This is a genomic window from Ruegeria sp. CF8 (genome assembly GCF_056537285.1).
Genome location: NZ_JBQFRG010000005.1, coordinates 80,553 through 97,573 on the forward strand (window position 1 = coordinate 80,553; position 17,021 = coordinate 97,573).

Here is a 17,021-nt window from a genome sequence, read left to right on the forward strand (position 1 = left end):
CGGCGCATCCCTTGTTTGGACGATTGCCCTTAACAATCGGTTAGTCCCTGACCGGTTATGAAACGACAGAACGGATGAATGAGGACGTCATGACCGACGCAACGGCTGAACAGGCAGAAGCCCCTGACAAAAAGGGAAAAAAGGCAATGCTTATCGGGGTGATTCTGGCGATTGCCGGGGCTGCCGGTGGGTATTTCCTAACCTCTTCAGGGCTGATTCCATTGGGCGGTAAAGCCGCGAAAGAATCAAGTCAGGACGTCGAAAATGACACGCCAGCCAAAGCATTGGCAGATGTCGGGTTCGTCGATCTGCCACCCGTGGTCGTATCTGTGAATTCAGGCAATTCACGGCATCTGAAATTTCACGCGCAGCTCGAAGTGAACGCCCCGTATGTGGCTGACGTCGAAAAAATGCTGCCGCGGATCATGGATGTTCTGAACGGATATCTGCGGGCCGTGGAGTTGCACGATCTTGAAGATCCGCTGGCGCTGATGCGCATCCGTGGCCACTTGCTGCGGCGCGTTGAAATTGTTGTAGGCGAAGGTCGCGTTCGCGACGTGCTGGTCATGGAATTTGTACTGAATTAGGAGGCGAAATTGGAGCTGATTGCGGATATTTTGCTGGTCGCTGGCGCGCTGGGTGCGGGTCTGTACTGTTTTGTTCTGTCGCGCCGCCTTAAGCGGTTTACCGACCTTGAGAAAGGCGTTGGTGGTGCCGTGGCCGTGCTGTCAACACAGGCGGAAGAGCTGAAAAAATCCCTGGACAACGCACGTGACGCTTCTGATCAGTCCGGAGAACAACTTGGGGCGTTGACAATACGGGCTGAAAGAGTTGCTCAGCAGCTGGAACTCATGATGGCGTCAATGCATGACATTGTCCCCGAAGTGGCACCTAAGCCGGATGCAACGGAAGAACCAGTTCCTACTGAAGCCCAATCAAAAGAGCCAGACAAAATCGACCGTGAAGTCACCGCAGATCCCGCCGAGTCCGCTGCATCTGAAGTGAAGGAACATCAGAACAAAGCGCCTGAGGGGCTGATGTTTTTCCGCCATGACCGCAATCAGGACGGGGCCCAGGCATGAGCCGTCGCCACGCCACCCGAAAAGACGGCCGCCCGAGAGCCGGCGTCCTAACCGTCATTGCCTTACTGATGCTCGGCTCTGCCGTTATTCGTATCGGGTTGGAGGCGGGACCAGCCCTTGCGAAACCGACAGGGCCCGAGGTTGCGGAATCCAAACCCACAGCACCAGGCGCACGCAATATTCAGGCGCTCTTGAATGAACTTCTAAAGCGAGAAGAACGGGTCAAGCAACGTGAAGACATGCTTCGTGAACAGGAAAAAGCGCTGGAGATCGCAGGTCAGGCGATTGAGACGCGTCTGGTTGCGCTTGAAGAGGCAGAACAGTCTTTGCGTGCCACACTGGCCGTTGCCGACAACGCCGCCGAGAAAGATCTGACCCGTCTGACAGATGTTTATCAGACCATGAAACCCAAAGATGCAGCAGCGTTATTTGAAACCATGGAACCAACTTTTGCAGCTGGATTCCTGTCGCGTATGCCTCCCGACTCTGCGGCTGGGATTCTGGCGGGTCTCAGTCCTGAGGCGGCCTATACGATCAGTGTGGTCATGGCCGGGCGGAACGCCTCAGCCCCCCTGGAATAGTTACCTGCGTCACCCCGTCTAGCGCAGCCCCTAACCGGAGATTTCAAATGATTGGAATTGTAGGAATTGTCGTCATTTTCGTGATGGTTTTCGGCGGCTACCTTGCTGCTGGCGGCAAGATGACCATCATTCTGAAATCGCTGCCGTTCGAAATGATGATGATCGGCGGTGCAGCAGTTGGCGCTTTTCTGATCAGCAATGACATGGGCGGTGTGAAACACACGGTCAAGGATATGGGCAAGGTCTTCAAAGGTCCGAAATGGAAACCCGAAGACTATCGCGACCTTCTCTGCCTTTTGTTTTCGCTGATCCGTATTGCGCGCGCCAATCCGGTTGAGGTTGAACAACATATCGAAGATCCGGAAAACTCCAGCCTGTTTTCTGCCTACCCCAAGATTCAAGCCGACAAGGAAGCGGTTGATCTGATCTGTGACACGATGCGGTCTGCCGCGATGAATTACGATGATCCCCACCAAGTTGAAGAGGTGCTGGAAAAGCGGATGGAGGCGAATTTTCATCACGCGATGCACTCGAGCCATGCCTTACAGACAGTGGCAGACGGCTTGCCCGCGCTTGGGATCGTGGCAGCCGTTTTGGGGGTCATCAAGACCATGGGCTCGATCGATCAACCTCCCGAGGTGCTGGGCAAGCTGATCGGCGGTGCTCTGGTAGGCACGTTCCTTGGGGTTTTTCTGGCCTACGGTCTGGTGGGTCCTTTTGCCGGGAAATTGAAATCCGTGGTCGAGGAAGACAATCACTTTTATCAACTGATCAAGGAAGTTTTGGTCGCAAACCTGCACAACCACAATGCTGCCATGTGTATCGAGGTCGGCCGTCAGAATACACCCACACATAACCGCCCCGGCTTTACCGAGCTTGAAGAAGCGTTGAAAGACCTCAAGCAGGCGGCCGCATGAAACATCTCGGTCTTTTGCTTCCGGCTATAGTCGCGGCGGCTACCTCAGCCGCTGCGCAAGACGTGACAGTTCGGTCAGGTGAGCATGACGGCTATACACGTTTGGTGTTTAATGTGCCGCCGAACACAGAATGGAGATTGGCCCAGCGCAGAGACGGTGCGCGATTAACGGTGGACTTGGACGGCGTGATTTTTCGGACAGGGTCGGTGTTCAGCAGGTTGACGACAAATCGCCTGGAATCGCTGTCCCAGGCGCAACCCGGGGCCGCTTTGAACCTTGAGTTCGGCTGCGAGTGCGTGGCTTCGGCTTTTCTGTACCGAGGGTCGATGATCGTTCTCGACATCGCGCCAGGTGAGTTCCTGCCGCCGTTGCTGGCTGATATTCCACCGCCAATGCAACAGCGACCCGTCAATGCAACAACCGCTTCGGATACAAACGCACAAATGTCAGGGCTTGACCTGCCGCTTCTAGAGCGTGGGTTAAAAGACCAACTGTCGACCCGTTTTTTGCAGGGCGCTGACCGTAAGCTGCTGGATCTGGATCTGGCCCCGGTTGGACCGCGCAGTTCTATCACATCCAATGAAGATTCACTGTTGAACGGTTTGAGTGCGAATATACGCCTGACCACTGTTCTGGACGATCTGCAGGATGTGTTGAATTCCGAAGTTCTGCAACTCGACCTTCAAAAAGCCTGCGTCTCGACGTCCGAATTGGGTTTCTCAGGTTGGTCCACAGCAGACCCGTTCGCCACGCAGGTATCTGTTCTTCGTACGGCGCTTTATCATGAGTTTGACACGCTTGACGAAGACAGCGCTCTGAAACTGGCTAAGCTGTATGCATTCCACGGCTTTGGGGCCGAGGCTTTGGCCGTTTTAGAATTGACCCAGTTAGTGTCTGATGAAGCGGATCGCATCAAGGCGGTTGCGCGGATCGTAGACAAGAAGGCGGTGCAAAACACCAATCCGTTCAGTGGTTTGCAACGTTGCGACAGCAATGCAGCGCTTTGGGCTGTCCTTTCTGACAATGCGTTATCTGCCGATGCCAATGTCGAAGCGATCGAGCAGGCCTATGCAGGATTGCCGGATCATCTCCGCCGCAGGTTTGGCATACAGCTTTCACAAATTCTCGTCGAAGGAAACCAATTGGAAGCCGCGCGCAGAGTGATACGTTCAGTCGAGCGTATTGAAGAAAGCGCGTCGCCCAGCATGACGCGCGCAAAGGCCATAGTTGCCGCAGCCGAAGGCAACCAGGCCCAAGAAGAAAAGTTGCTTACCGAAGTTGTTAAGGCAACCGAAGCAACGCCTGAAGCACCGGTGGCATTGGCCCGTTTGGTTGAAAAGCGCTGGACCGATCGCAAAACCGTTTCCACGCAAGAGCTTGAGTTGGCTGCGTCTTATTCGGTTGAGTATCGGCGCTCGGATCTGGGCCCTATGATGGCCCGCACCCATGCGATTGCGCTGAGCCTTAGCCAGGACTTTGATCCTGCATTCGATATCATTCTGGCGCTTGAAAACGGGCAGGACAGGAACCGCGCGTTTGATCGGCATCTGCATCTGCTGGCAGAGCGTTCTGATGACGTGTCCTTCTTGCAGCAAACATTTCACATCCTGCAGATGGAAAAAACGCCAGCCCTGACCACGGGCGCTGCAATCGCATTGGCTGATCGGCTCGCCACGCTCGGGTTTGCGGATCAGGCGTTTGCTCTGGCAAACAGAACCGAAGATCAAACCCGTCGGGCTGAAAGGGCCCGTTTGCGAGCCAGGGCAGCCATGCTTTCGGAACGCCCCCACCAAGCGCTGCTTGAATTGGCTAAGGACGACTCGGACACAGCGCAGGCGTTGCGAGCACAGGCCATGGAAAAAGCGAAGGACTTTACGGGCGCAGCTGAGGTCATGCAGAGTTTGGAGCAGGACGAGGCAGCAAACCGGCTTTTCTGGCTGGCAGGCTTGCCGGGAGACACGGTTGATCCCACGGATGGGAAATACGCGAACCTGAACCGGACCACTCAGTCCTTGTTTACTCCCCCTGAAAGGCAATTGGAAAAACCATTGAAAGACGCCCAAGATCTGCTTGAAAACAGCGAAACGACACGACAGCAAATCGCTGAGATGTTCAATTCGATTGATAGAGAGTGACACGCGCTTCTCGCGTGCCCCGGTCAATAGGTTTTCATAATGCGGCAACTCTACACCATGGGATGAACCCCGCGATAGCCATTCAAAGCTTCGTCGTCACCGATTTTGGTTTCGCAAGTATCAGCAACCCCAAAAGTCGGATAGCAATCCTGTTGATGTGCTCAGCGCCCGACATTTGTGCCGGGCGCAGAAAAACGGGGCTATAGCCGAGCCATCGTTTATCAGTATGGTGCCTCGACATCGTTCATCGAGACATAGACGGTTTTCATCTCGCTGAAGTGGTTGATCGCCAGTTTCGAGTTTTCACGCCCCACGCCTGACATTTTCGACCCGCCAAACGGGGCTTCGACCGGGGCAAGGTTATAGGTGTTGATGTAGCAGGTACCTGCCTCAAACCCAGCCACCACGCGGTGGGCGCGTGTCAGATCGCTGGTGAAGACACCAGCGGCCAGACCGAATTCAGTGTCGTTGGCGCGGGCCAAGACCTCGGCTTCGGTGTCAAAATCCAGCACCGACATGACCGGACCAAAGATTTCTTCGCGCGCGATGGTCATGTCGTCGGTCACGTCGGAAAAGACTGTGGGTAGCATGTAGAACCCGTCGCCATCAAGCCGCGCACCGCCATGGACCAGACGCGCGCCCTCGGCCTTGCCTTTTTCGATGTAGCCCAGCGCGATATTCATCTGATTTTCGCTGACCATCGGACCAAAGCTGACATCTTCATCCATCGGATCGCCGATTTTGGCGTTGGCCAGACGTTCGGACAGGCGTTTAAGGAAAGCTTCTTTGATACCCTTTTGCACAAACACGCGGGTGCCGTTGGAACAGACCTGACCCGAGGAATAGAAGTTGCCCAGGATCGCGCCTGAAACGGCATTTTCGATATCGGCGTCGTCAAACACGATCATCGGGGATTTGCCGCCCAATTCCATGGTGACATGTTTCATACCTTCTGCTGCTGCGGCATAGACCTTGCGACCCGTCGGAACAGAGCCGGTCAGCGAAACCTTGGCCACGCGCGGATCAGTGACCAGCGAAGCGCCTACATCCCCATACCCCTGGATCACGTTGTAAACGCCTTTTGGCGCACCGGCCTCGATTAGGATTTCTGCAACTTTCAACGCCGAAAGGGGCGTGGTCTCGGATGGCTTGAACACCATGGAATTGCCGCAGGCCAGCGCCGGTGCCCCTTTCCAGCAAGCGATCTGGGTGGGATAGTTCCAGGCTCCGATCCCGACGCAAATGCCCAGAGCCTCGCGGATCGTATAGACAAAATCGCCTCCGCCCAGCGGAATATGTTCGCCGGTCAGACTGCCAGCCAATCCACCAAAGTATTCCAGCGCGTCCGCGCCCGAAGTGGCATCCGCCACGGTGGTTTCCTGGATCGGCTTCCCAGTGTCATGGGTTTCCAGAACAGAAAGGTCGTAATTACGTTCGCGCATGATATCGGCGGCACGGCGCAAGACCCGGCCTCGCTCGGTTCCCGACATCGCCGCCCAGGCCGTCTGGGCTTTTTTTGCGCTGTTTAGAGCCATTTCAACGATAGCAGGTGTGGCTGAATGCACTCGCGCGATCACCTCGCCGGTGGCCGGATAGATTACGTCGATGGCTGCTCCATCTGTATCTTCGACATAAGCACCATCAATGAAATGGCTGGCCTTGGGCTGAAACTTCATACCATGTCCTCTTCTTTTTCACCCGTCTGAACGGGACAATTGGTTCGTTGAAATCGGCCCTAAAGATTATTGACTGGCCAGTCAATAAAATCATTCGAGCGGCAGGATCATGCCAGCTGATGTCCCTAAACCTTGAAATTTTTGGTTAATGTTCTATTTATGTTCCACATAGTCAGAGGATAAACCGATGGCCCAGCACACGCGCCAATCTGCCCTGAACGGGCCCAGCAACGACTATCATTTGCTTCCGGTGACGGACAGGCAGATGCGCTATGCCCGCGCGATTGCCGAAAAGTCGGCCTTAGAGATACCGGCCGAGGCGCAACGTGACCGAAAGCTGCTTTCGGATTGGATTTCAACGCATAAACCGCGCAGCACGTCGCAATTCGACAATTACCCATCAGGCAAGCAAGTCGCCTTTGCCGAGCGGATTTCACGGGCCAAACGCCGCCCTATCCCGTCCGAGTGTTTTCGCGACAAGAAAATGATTTCGCGCTGGATCGATCACAACAAATAGAGCCTATTTAGGGTCTTCATGGCTGTGATTGCGCGCGTACAGTGAGACCGCTGCCGCAACGAACATGCCTAGCAGGATATATCCCGTCACAGCCTCGGACACGGCAAGCCCGCGACACAGGCCGGTTGGGGACATGTCGCCATACCCTACAGTTGTGAAGGTCACATAGGAAAAATACAGAATGTCACCCGGACCCTGCGCGCCGACGACACAATGATCATTGTACCCAAACGCGCCATAGACCGCAGCGAACAGGAATGGGACCACCTGTATGAACGACACCCCCATCAGGAACAAAAGCCTACGCGGCGATTTCACCTGGGTCATGTAATACCAGGACTGCGACACCAGCCAGATCAACAGACCAACCGAAGCGATTGTGCCGATCGTGTCACCTGCGGTCGTTTCGCTCAGGCGTGAAAGGCCGTACCAGGCAAGAAAGCTTGCCAGAACCAAACCCAACGCAGCCAGAAAGGTCGACTTCCATTCTTCCAATGTTGTGGGTTTGCGGCGCATGAGTGCCCCTTCAAGCTGATTTCCAGGTGATCATCCGACCTAAAGCAATGGCCTGCAACCCGAATTCAATCCTGCCGCAAATGCGTCTCACCCCGTTCACGCGCCAGCAGGATCTGCTTTTGCCGCTCGCGAAAGCGCATTTTGTCAGCCTCCGATGTCTCATCGATACATTGGTGACAGGACACGCCATGTTCGTATTCCGGGCGTTTCATGTCCTCGGGCAAGATCGGTCGACGGCACCCATGGCAAAGCATGTGCGGACCTTCAACAAGGCCATGACCAACAGAAACGCGATTATCGAATACGAAACACTCACCCTGCCAGGTGCTGTCTTCAGCGGGCGTTTCCTCCAGATACCGCAAGATGCCGCCTTTGAGGTGATAGACGTCCTCGACCCCCTGTCCCAGCAGGTAATTGGTGGATTTTTCGCAGCGGATACCCCCGGTGCAGAACATGGCGACGCGTTTGTTGTGAAAACGGTCCTTGTTGTCTTCCCACCACGCCGGAAAATCGCGGAAACTGGCTGTTTCAGGGTCTATTGCGCCTTCAAACGTGCCTATCGCCACTTCGTAGTCGTTGCGCGTGTCGATCACCACAACATCGTCCGAGCGGATAAGGTCGTTCCAGTCCTGAGGCTCGACATAGTTGCCAACGCGGGCGCGCGGATCGACATCCGGCTGCCCCATGGTCACGATTTCTTTCTTTAGCCGCACCTTGATCTTGCCAAATGGTGGATGATCCGAGGTCGCCTCTTTCCATTCAAGATCCGCGCAGCCGGGCAAGGCGCGAATATGTTCCAGAACCGCATCAATCCCAGCACGCGGACCAGCGATGGTGCCGTTGACCCCTTCATGCGCCAGCAGCAATGTGCCGGTGACCGATTGGGCGCGGCACAGGTCCAGCAACGGGTCGCGCAACGCGGCGGGATCCGGGAAACGTGTGAAATGATACAGGGCAGCGATGGTATACATAGGCGCGATTTACCTTCGTAGACCCGAAGCCGCAAGGGAGTGCATTGACGCCTGACGCCCCGCCCCCTACCGATAAGACAATCAAAGGAGGCCGCAATGACCCATGCCCTGCTCGTCATCGATGTTCAGAACGATTTCTGCCCCGGCGGTGCTTTGGCGGTGGCAGGGGGGGATGAAATCGTGGCCCCCATCAACGCAATGATGGACGATTTTGACGCTGTGATCCTGACACAAGACTGGCATCCTGCAGGACATTCCTCATTCGCCAGCTCACATGAGGGCAAAAATCCGTTTGACCTGATCGAGATGTCCTACGGCCCTCAGGTTCTCTGGCCCGACCACTGTGTTCAAGGATCACAGGGGGCCGCTTTTCACTCTGATCTCCGCATCAATGGCGATCTGATCCTCCGTAAAGGATTTCGTCGTGCCATCGACAGCTACTCTGCATTTTTTGAAAATGATCACAAAACGCCCACAGGGTTGAAAGGGTATCTGGAGACACGAGGTATCGACCGCTTGACGCTGGTTGGTTTGGCCACTGATTTCTGCGTTCATTACTCGGCCGTGGATGCTGCGCGGTTGGGGTTTGATGTCACCGTTCGCATGGACGCCTGCCGCGCCATTGACATGGAGGGGTCGCTGGCCGCAGCGGAACAGGCGATGCGCGACGCCGGAGTTACCCTGATTTAAGGGGTCGCCCCAGCTGCTGCCAGCAGCTTGAGAAGTACAAACAAAACGACCGCCAAACCCAAAGCCAAACCGATGCGGCCAGGTACTGTTCGCCGGTCGTTGCTTGGCTGCACCGGTTGCGGCGGTGGCGTGCGCGCCTGACGCGCGCGCGCGATGCCTGCCATCGGCTGCGCAACACGCACATACGTCAGGAAATCCATCAGGTCGAATTCGCCGCAATATTCCCCCCGAACCCCGCGCGTTTTTATGTTGGCAAATAGTGACCTCAGGACCCGCACCCGTTCGGCTTGATCCTCGGCAGGAAAAACACCCGGCACGATGCCGCTGTTGCGCGACTCAAGGCTGAACCCGGCGTCCAGGAACATCTTGCGGATTTTCGGCGACGTTCCCCGCAAAGCATCCGCAGTTCTAATGTCGCGGAAAACCGCATGCACCTGACGGCCCCCATCCCTCTGAGCCTCCGGCTTTTCGGTGTCAAAATCGTCTAGTGCTGCGTTAACAATATCAAAATCGTACTCGAGACCCATTCACAAACTCAGTTCCGTATTTCCATCCCCTCTTCTCACTAACCGGTGAAAACAATGCACAATATGCCGGTAATGTGACGTCATACTGGCATTGTCACCAAATCAGCGACTCTTGCCATTCCCGTTGTCGATTGATCTAACTACGGAAATTGCAGGAGTTCCCCATGGTCGACATTGCGACCCGTGTATACAATCACAAATGGCAGATTGACCCGATTGTCCGGTCTTTGATCGATACGGACTTCTACAAACTGCTGATGTGTCAGTCAGTGTTTCGAAACAAGCCCCAAACAACGGTGGCGTTTTCCCTGATAAACCGGTCGAATCACGTTCCTTTGGCGAAATTGATCGACGAAGGAGAACTGCGGGAACAACTGGATCACATCTGCTCACTTAGCCTTAGCCGGGGCGAAAGCACCTGGCTTCGGGGCAATATGTTCTACGGAAAGCGGCAGATGTTCCGCTCGGATTTCATGGAATGGTTCGAGAACATGCGCCTGCCGCCCTACCATCTGGAACGCAAGGGCGATCAGTATGAACTGACCTTCGAAGGCAAATGGCATGAGGTCATGCTGTGGGAAATCCCTGCGCTGGCGGTGTTGATGGAGCTGCGATCTCGGGCCGTTCTCAATGACATGCGACGGTTCGAGTTACAGGTGCTTTATGCCCGCGCGATGACCCGCGTGTGGGAAAAGATCGAAAAGCTGAGCTCGGTTGACGGTTTGAGCATTGCGGATTTCGGCACGCGGCGGCGGCATTCATTTCTGTGGCAGGATTGGTGCGTGCAAGCCATGATCGAAGGATTGGGCGCGTCGTTTACCGGGACGTCAAATTGCCTGATCGCCATGCGTCGCGAAGTTGAGGCCATAGGCACCAACGCCCATGAATTACCCATGGTCTATTCTGCGCTGGCCGACACCGACACAGAACTTGCGCAAGCCCCTTACGACGTCCTGAGCGACTGGCACGATGAGCATGACGGCAACCTTCGTATCATCCTGCCCGACACTTACGGAACCAAAGGTTTCCTGGACAACGCCCCCGACTGGTTGGCCGGATGGACCGGTATTCGCATCGACAGCGGCGATCCCGCGACAGGGGCCGAAGTGGCCATCGAGTGGTGGAAATCACGCGGTGAAGATCCAACCCAAAAGCGGATCATTTTCTCAGATGGTTTGGATGTCGAGAAAATTCAGGAATTGCACACCCAATTCGCAGGTCGTGCCAATATTTCCTTCGGCTGGGGCACTTTGCTGACCAACGATTTTCGCGGACTTGTGCCCAATGACGCACTGGCCCCGTTCTCATTGGTCTGCAAAGCGGTCTCCGCCAACGGGCGCCCGACGGTGAAACTGTCGGACAACCCGGAAAAGGCGATGGGACCGAAAGACCAGATCGAGCGCTACAAGCGAGTGTTCGGAGTGGGCGCGCAAGAAGCGATCGAGGTTGTCGTTTAACCGTGAAACGCGGCAACCGTCTTCAGTTGTGAGAACCCATACAACGCTTCGAACCCTTTTTCGCGACCGTGTCCGGATTTACCAACTCCACCAAAGGGCAATTCAACTCCGCCCCCAGCGCCGTAGTTGTTTATGAAGACCTGCCCCGAACGCAGCCCCTTCGCCAGTCGCATCTGCCGGGCCCCGTCGCGCGTCCAGATGCTGGCAACCAGGCCGTATTCCGTACTGTTTGCGATTGTTAGAGCCTGTTCTTCGGTGTCAAACGGGATCAAAACCTGAACCGGGCCAAAAATTTCATCCTGTGCCAGCATGTGATCAGGCGATACATCTGCAAACAAGGTAGGCCGGACATAAGCGCCGGTTTCAGGCGCATCACTGACAATCTGCCCCTGCGCCGCGATGGTTAGATCCGTACCTTTGTCCAGAAAACCGCTGACGATCTGCTTTTGCCGGTCCGAGATCAACGGTCCGACTCGCAGATCCTGCATTGCTGGTCCGACCGTCAGCTGTTCATAGGCTTCGGACATACGGGACTTGACTTGATCGTACACTCCACGCTGCACCAGAATGCGGGACGAGGCTGAACAAGTCTGCCCTGCGTTTTGTACGCCAGCATTCACCAGAAACGGCAGCGCCGCGTCCAGATCGGCATCGTCAAAGACCAGTTGCGGGGATTTTCCGCCCAGTTCCAGCGTCACGGGCACCACATTGCGCCCTGCCGCCTGCTGCACCAATGCCCCGGTAGCGACAGAGCCCGTAAACGAGATATGGTTCACACCTGGATGCGCCGACAGCGCTGCGCCCGCCTCAGCTCCAATACCGGGCACGACGTTCAAAGAACCGGCAGGCAAGCCCGCCTGCTGCGCCAGATGAGCAAAGGCGAGCGCGGTCAAACACGCTTCCTCTGCGGGTTTCAGAACGCAAGCATTGCCCATGGCCAGCGCCGCCCCGACCGAACGCCCAATGATCTGCATCGGGTAGTTCCACGGCACGATATGGCCCGTCACCCCATGCGGTTCTCGCAGCGTATAAACGGTGTAGCCATCAAGATAGGGGATGGTCTCTCCCATCACCTTGTCCGCTGCACCGCCATAGAATTCGCAATACCGGGCCAGCGCAACAGCATCGGCACGGGCTTGCGTCAGCGGCTTGCCCACATCCATCGCTTCGAGCTGCGCAAGATCTTCGACCCGTTCCAGAACCAGTTGGCCCAGCCTCGTCAGAATACGGCCTCGATCCAGCGCTGTTTTGCGCCCCCAATCGCCTTTCATTGCGGCTTGGGCTGCTGCGACAGCGGCGGCAATGTCCTGCTGCGCGCCGCGAGCGATCCGGCAAATTTCGGTCCCGTCCGAGGGATTGATCAGCGGCAGGGTGTCACCCGAGGACGCGGGCACCCAGCGTCCATCGATCAGGCAAAGAGCGGGGTGGAACCATATCTTTTGCGTCAATTTTGCCTCCATTTCAGGCTCTAATCAGAAGTTTTAGGCCGATATCATCTCAATCTCTGGCAATCGCGGTGCGGCTGCGATCAGAGTTTGTGTGTAAGGGTGTTGTGGCGCTTCAAAGACCTGATTGGTCTCGCCCTGTTCAACGATCTGACCGGATTGCATCACCAACACGCGATCGGTGACGGTGCGCACAACGCTCAGGTCATGGCTGATGAATAGATAGGTCAGGTCGTAGGCGTCGCAAAGCTCGGCCAACAGATCAAGGATTTGCGCTCGGACCGACACGTCCAACGCCGAGACAGCTTCGTCAAACAGGATCAATTCAGGTTGGATGATCAGCGCCCGCGCGATGGCAATCCGCTGACGCTGCCCGCCCGAGAATTCGTGAATGTACTTACCCGCGTCATCCGGGCTGAGACCGACCGCTGTCAGCATCTCAGCGATCCGATCCTGGCGGTCTGATCCGGTCGGCGGGGTATCCAGCAGATGGAACGGTTCAGTGATCAGACGCGCAACACGGTGGCGCGGATTAAAACTGCCAAACGGGTCTTGGAAAACCACCTGCATCTTGCGGCGCACCGCAAGGTTGGGTTTGTGACCTGTGAACACAGGCTGCCCGTCCAGTTGAATCTGGCCCGATTGCACCTCTTCCAACCCTAAAATAGCCCGTGTTAGGGTCGATTTACCGCAGCCGGACTCACCCACCAGCCCCAAACGCTCTCCTCGATTGAGGGTAAAACTCACACCATCCACGGCCCGGTGATGATGCGGCCTGTCAAACAAGCCCTTTCGGGGCAGGCGGTACGCGCGCACGACCTGGCTCACCTCCAGCAACGGCTGAGGCTGCGGTGGCTGGGGCAGCGTGACCTGATGGCCGGATGCCTCAAACAGCATACGGGTGTAGGGGTGCTGCATGTTGTGCAACAGATGATCGGTCCCACCGCTTTCAACCACTTCCCCGTGACGCATGACGGTGATCTGGTCAGCCATATCCGCGACCACAGCCAGATCATGGGTGATCATCAGCAAGCCCATGTCATATTCGCGCACCAGCCCCTTGAGCAAATCGAGGATCTGCGCCTGCGTGGTGACATCCAGCGCCGTTGTGGGCTCGTCCGCGATCAACAGCTTGGGTCGCAGGGCAATGGCCATGGCGATCACCACGCGCTGACGCTGCCCACCAGACAGCTCATGCGGATAGCGGGACAAAGGGAAGCGATCGGCGGGCAAACCGACGCGAGTCAGAACCTCTTCTGCCCTTGCTCTAGCCTGAGCCAGAGGCATCGCCTTATGGATCAGGATCGTTTCCATCACCTGATCGCCAATGGTTTTAACGGGGTTGAGCGCTGTCATCGGCTCTTGAAAAACCATACCGATGGATGCTCCGCGCAATGCGCACATCTCGGCCTCGGACCGGGTCAACAGATCTTCGCCCTCCAGTTGGAGCGAGCCGTCTACCTCTGCACCGTTCGGAAGCAACTGCATCACTGCCAAGGCCGCCATGGATTTGCCCGAACCGCTTTCACCCGTGACGGTCACGATCTGACCGTGATCAATGGAAAGGTCGACCTGTTTCAGGATTGGTACCCCATGGATCCACAGTGATAGGTTCTTGATACGCAACAAACTCATGCCCGCGCCACCCTGATCCGGGGATCCAGCCAATCCCGCAACCCGTCGCCCAGCAGGTTCAATCCCAGAACCGTGACGATGATCGCCACGCCGGGAATCAGAGCCAAATGCGGGGCAAAACTGACCATCGTCTGCGCATCCGCCAGCATCCGGCCCCAACTTGGCGTGGGCGGCTGCGCCCCCAGACCGACGTAGGACAGACCGGCCTCAGCCAAAATCCCCAGGCTGAATTGAATGGTGCCCTGCACGATCAGCAGGTTGGCGACATTGGGTAGGATATGCTCGACCGATATCCGCGCCGCCCCTTTTCCAGATACGCGCGCGGCAAGGATAAACTCGCGCTCCCACAACGACAGGGCCGCGCCGCGGGTGATACGGGCGAAAACAGGAATGTTGAAAATTCCGATAGCAATGATGGCGTTGATCGCTCCGGCCCCAAACACGGCGGTGATGAGGATCGCGATGACCAGTGAGGGGAAGGCGAAAACCAGATCGTTGCCGCGCATGATGACCTCATCCAACCACGATCCTTTGCGGGCCGCGGCCGTCAGGCCAAGGGGGACGCCCAGCGCCATGCCAATCCCCACGGCCACCAAAGCCACCGCAATGGACGTGCGCGCACCAACCATGATCATCGAAAACATGTCGCGCCCGAAGTGATCCGTACCGAACCAGTTCTGCGCATTTGGGGGCTGTAACTTCTCTGGAATACTCAATGCTGTGTGGTCGTAGGGGGTCCAGACAAACGAAATCAGCGCGGCCAAAACCACGAGTGAAGACAAAAGGGCACCCAGAAACAGGTTGCGGCTCATGTCCTGCTCCTCAGCCTTGGATCGACGGCGGCATAAGCCAGATCGACCAGAAAATTCACGGTGATCACGGCAAAGACCAGCAACATGACCACCGATTCAACGACGATCAGGTCACGGGCCGAAATCGCCTGAAACACCAGTCGCCCAAGGCCGGGCAGGTAGAATACCTGTTCGATGATGATCGACCCGGCCAGCAGGAAAGAGAACTGCAAGCCGATGATGGTCAGCACCGGGATCAGCGCATTTCGCACCCCGTGTCGCCACAGCGCCTGACGCCGGGACAAACCTTTGGCCCGGGCAGTGCGCATGAAATCCTCGCCCAGAATGTCCAGCAGGGCCGACCGCATAACGCGAGCGAGGATAGCCGCCTGTGGTAAGGCCAGCGCGATTGCGGGTAGGGTCAGCGAATGTAGTCCGGCCCATACCCCGTTGCTCCAACCGACAAACCCGCCCGCGTTGAACCAACGCAGATTGATGGCGAAAATCAGCACAAGCATCATCGCAAACCAGAAATTGGGGACGGCAATGCCCAACTGCGTGGCACCCATGACCGCCAGATCCCCCGGCTTGCCCCGACGGGCAGCGGCGTAGATCCCGGCGGGAAACGCAATCAAAGTTGACAGGGTCAGCGCATAAAGTGCCAGCGGCAGCGACACCCAAAGCCGGTCTGCGATCATCTGGGACACCGGCGTGCGGTACGTGTAGGACGTGCCAAAATCCCCCACCAGCATTCCGCCGACCCAGTTGAGGTACCGTTGCACTTTTGACCCGTCCAGGCCCAGCTCGGTCCGCAACGCGGCCAGTGTATCCTCTTGCGCGTTCACACCCAGCATGAACGACGCCGGATCGCCCGGTGCGACTTCGATCACTGCGAAGATGACAACCGAAGCAACAGCCAGGCTGATCAACAACGAAATCAGGCGTTTAAGGGTATAGCGGAGCATTGGTACCACGTTAGGGTCACATCAGGTCCGGGTCCAGCACCTATGGCACCAAAAGAAACGCGTAAATCGCATAGACAACAATCGCTGCATATCCCAACGGATAGATCCACTTGATCGCATAATTGTCCAGAACCCGCGCCGCACCTTCCTTGCCGGAAATCTTGAGCCTTCGCAGCGCGACATTGAAGACAATCAGTGCACCTGTCATCAAGAACATGCACTGCAGGACAAAATCCAGAAAAGTCAGATAGCCCAGCTTTGGCAGATCAGCTGAAATGGCCCAGTTGAACGCAACAAAGACCAACAGGTTGCCCCCGGCAATCTCGATCCTGCGGCGGTATTCATCCAGAAAGAACAGCGCCCAGCCAACCGCAATCAGAACCAGCATCGGCAAAAAGACTCGAATGACATAATAGGTCAGGTGCCGATTGCCGTCGAAAACAAGCGCAACCTGATCGCTTTCCCGTCCGGAAAGCCCCATGACCTCGGACGTTTCCAGGCGTGCATTGCCTAAAATCCACTCTTCTTCACCCAACAGATCGCCAAGTCCCGAATAGTCTTCAAGCGGGTAATAGGACACGTAGTCGGACGGAAAAATTGAAACGACTTCGAAGTGAAATTCCTGCGTATCAAAGGGATATTTTCGAAAATCGAAATGCGGTGCCTGTAAAGTCAGCGAGGATTTCTCGACATAAACCACTCGCCCGTCATAGCGCAGGGACGCCGCAGATTCGTGTATCCATTTGTTGGATTGCTGGTTGTGGATGACAAAGGCGGGCAGAACGGTGCCGATCTCCGCAGCATGATCGGCCAGGTCCGGCGGGCTGAACACCTTAATGTCGCGCCCAATATCGGCCTGATCAAATGCCAGCGCGGGATCAATCCACTCGACCCGCAAAACCACGACAGCGCCATAGTTCTCAGCCTTTTGATCTACGCCTGTGATCTGATCGATGCGGATTCCTATCCCAACTTCCAATGGGTTGTCTGGTGTGCCTGTCAATGCATCCAGCCGCCCGCCCAAAGCATTCTGAGCCAACGCCGCACCCGAGGAAATCGAAGTGAGGCAAAAAATTAGGGCAAGAAGGCAAAAAACACGAAGCACGCACATAACCA

Annotated in this window: 17 protein-coding genes; 8 read left to right on the forward strand and 9 right to left on the reverse strand. The window is 56.3% G+C overall.

Features of this window, described 5'->3' with window-relative positions:
* The first annotated feature begins 89 nt into the window (after positions 1 to 89).
* The 5 genes from ACR0EV_RS12865 to ACR0EV_RS12885 are packed head-to-tail and all read left to right on the forward strand — an operon-like array spanning position 90 to position 4,715.
* Positions 90 to 587 (forward strand): flagellar basal body-associated FliL family protein, encoded by a 498-nt coding sequence (locus ACR0EV_RS12865; RefSeq protein WP_480800455.1) that lies wholly within the window; start codon positions 90 to 92, stop codon positions 585 to 587.
* Positions 588 to 596: 9 nt separating this feature from the next.
* The gene (locus tag ACR0EV_RS12870; RefSeq protein WP_480800456.1) at positions 597 to 1,082 is read left to right on the forward strand and encodes a hypothetical protein; all 486 of its coding nucleotides are present in this window, start codon (positions 597 to 599) and stop codon (positions 1,080 to 1,082) included.
* Positions 1,079 to 1,663, forward strand: a complete 585-nt coding sequence (locus ACR0EV_RS12875) for a MotE family protein (protein ID WP_480800457.1) — start codon at positions 1,079 to 1,081, stop codon at positions 1,661 to 1,663. Before ACR0EV_RS12870 ends, ACR0EV_RS12875 begins: the two co-directional genes overlap by 4 nt.
* 47 nt (positions 1,664 to 1,710) lie before the next feature.
* On the forward strand, positions 1,711 to 2,580 hold the full coding sequence (gene motA / locus ACR0EV_RS12880) for a flagellar motor stator protein MotA (RefSeq protein WP_171093164.1): 870 nt from the start codon (positions 1,711 to 1,713) through the stop codon (positions 2,578 to 2,580).
* Entirely contained in the window at positions 2,577 to 4,715 is a 2,139-nt protein-coding gene (locus tag ACR0EV_RS12885) for a hypothetical protein (RefSeq protein WP_480800458.1), read from the forward strand. The genes motA and ACR0EV_RS12885 overlap by 4 nt, the downstream gene beginning before the upstream one ends.
* A gap of 221 nt (positions 4,716 to 4,936) precedes the next feature.
* On the opposite strand, the gene betB is transcribed toward ACR0EV_RS12885, so the two are convergent.
* Complete coding sequence (gene betB / locus ACR0EV_RS12890) at positions 4,937 to 6,391, reverse strand: betaine-aldehyde dehydrogenase (RefSeq protein WP_480800459.1); 1,455 nt, start codon at positions 6,389 to 6,391, stop codon at positions 4,937 to 4,939.
* A 187-nt stretch (positions 6,392 to 6,578) separates the two neighbouring features.
* Here betB and ACR0EV_RS12895 point away from each other — a divergent pair, with 187 nt between their 5' ends.
* Complete coding sequence (locus tag ACR0EV_RS12895) at positions 6,579 to 6,908, forward strand: hypothetical protein (protein ID WP_480800460.1); 330 nt, start codon at positions 6,579 to 6,581, stop codon at positions 6,906 to 6,908.
* 3 nt (positions 6,909 to 6,911) lie between these two features.
* Here the strand turns inward: ACR0EV_RS12895 and ACR0EV_RS12900 are convergent, their stop codons facing one another.
* The gene (locus tag ACR0EV_RS12900; RefSeq protein WP_171093157.1) at positions 6,912 to 7,424 is read right to left on the reverse strand and encodes a potassium channel family protein; all 513 of its coding nucleotides are present in this window, start codon (positions 7,422 to 7,424) and stop codon (positions 6,912 to 6,914) included.
* A gap of 65 nt (positions 7,425 to 7,489) precedes the next feature.
* Positions 7,490 to 8,395: an oxygen-dependent tRNA uridine(34) hydroxylase TrhO gene (gene trhO / locus ACR0EV_RS12905; protein WP_480800461.1), complete on the reverse strand. Its 906-nt coding sequence runs from the start codon at positions 8,393 to 8,395 to the stop codon at positions 7,490 to 7,492.
* A gap of 96 nt (positions 8,396 to 8,491) precedes the next feature.
* On the opposite strand from trhO, the gene pncA reads away from it, so the two are divergent.
* Positions 8,492 to 9,085: a bifunctional nicotinamidase/pyrazinamidase gene (gene pncA / locus ACR0EV_RS12910; RefSeq protein ID WP_480800462.1), complete on the forward strand. Its 594-nt coding sequence runs from the start codon at positions 8,492 to 8,494 to the stop codon at positions 9,083 to 9,085.
* Here pncA and ACR0EV_RS12915 read toward each other — a convergent pair.
* Complete coding sequence (locus ACR0EV_RS12915; protein ID WP_480800463.1) at positions 9,082 to 9,612, reverse strand: hypothetical protein; 531 nt, start codon at positions 9,610 to 9,612, stop codon at positions 9,082 to 9,084. The two genes, pncA and ACR0EV_RS12915, sit on opposite strands and share 4 nt — an antisense overlap.
* Before the next feature lie 164 nt (positions 9,613 to 9,776).
* On the opposite strand from ACR0EV_RS12915, the gene pncB reads away from it, so the two are divergent.
* Positions 9,777 to 11,069, forward strand: coding sequence for a nicotinate phosphoribosyltransferase (gene pncB / locus ACR0EV_RS12920; RefSeq protein WP_480800464.1), 1,293 nt, complete (start codon positions 9,777 to 9,779; stop codon positions 11,067 to 11,069).
* On the opposite strand, the gene ACR0EV_RS12925 is transcribed toward pncB, so the two are convergent.
* From ACR0EV_RS12925 to ACR0EV_RS12945, 5 genes are read right to left on the reverse strand one after another with little or no spacing between them, the layout of a single operon-like run.
* Positions 11,066 to 12,517, reverse strand: coding sequence for an aldehyde dehydrogenase family protein (locus ACR0EV_RS12925; RefSeq protein WP_480800465.1), 1,452 nt, complete (start codon positions 12,515 to 12,517; stop codon positions 11,066 to 11,068). The genes pncB and ACR0EV_RS12925 overlap by 4 nt on opposite strands.
* A gap of 33 nt (positions 12,518 to 12,550) precedes the next feature.
* A complete protein-coding gene (locus ACR0EV_RS12930) occupies positions 12,551 to 14,149 on the reverse strand; it encodes an ABC transporter ATP-binding protein (protein WP_480800466.1) in 1,599 nt (532 codons plus the stop codon).
* Positions 14,146 to 14,961 (reverse strand): ABC transporter permease, encoded by an 816-nt coding sequence (locus ACR0EV_RS12935; protein WP_480800467.1) that lies wholly within the window; start codon positions 14,959 to 14,961, stop codon positions 14,146 to 14,148. The genes ACR0EV_RS12930 and ACR0EV_RS12935 overlap by 4 nt, the downstream gene beginning before the upstream one ends.
* Positions 14,958 to 15,905, reverse strand: coding sequence for an ABC transporter permease (locus ACR0EV_RS12940; protein ID WP_480800468.1), 948 nt, complete (start codon positions 15,903 to 15,905; stop codon positions 14,958 to 14,960). Before ACR0EV_RS12940 ends, ACR0EV_RS12935 begins: the two co-directional genes overlap by 4 nt.
* A 40-nt stretch (positions 15,906 to 15,945) precedes the next feature.
* Entirely contained in the window at positions 15,946 to 16,944 is a 999-nt protein-coding gene (locus tag ACR0EV_RS12945; RefSeq protein WP_480800469.1) for a ligand-gated ion channel, read from the reverse strand.
* Between the last annotated feature and the right edge of the window lie 77 nt (positions 16,945 to 17,021).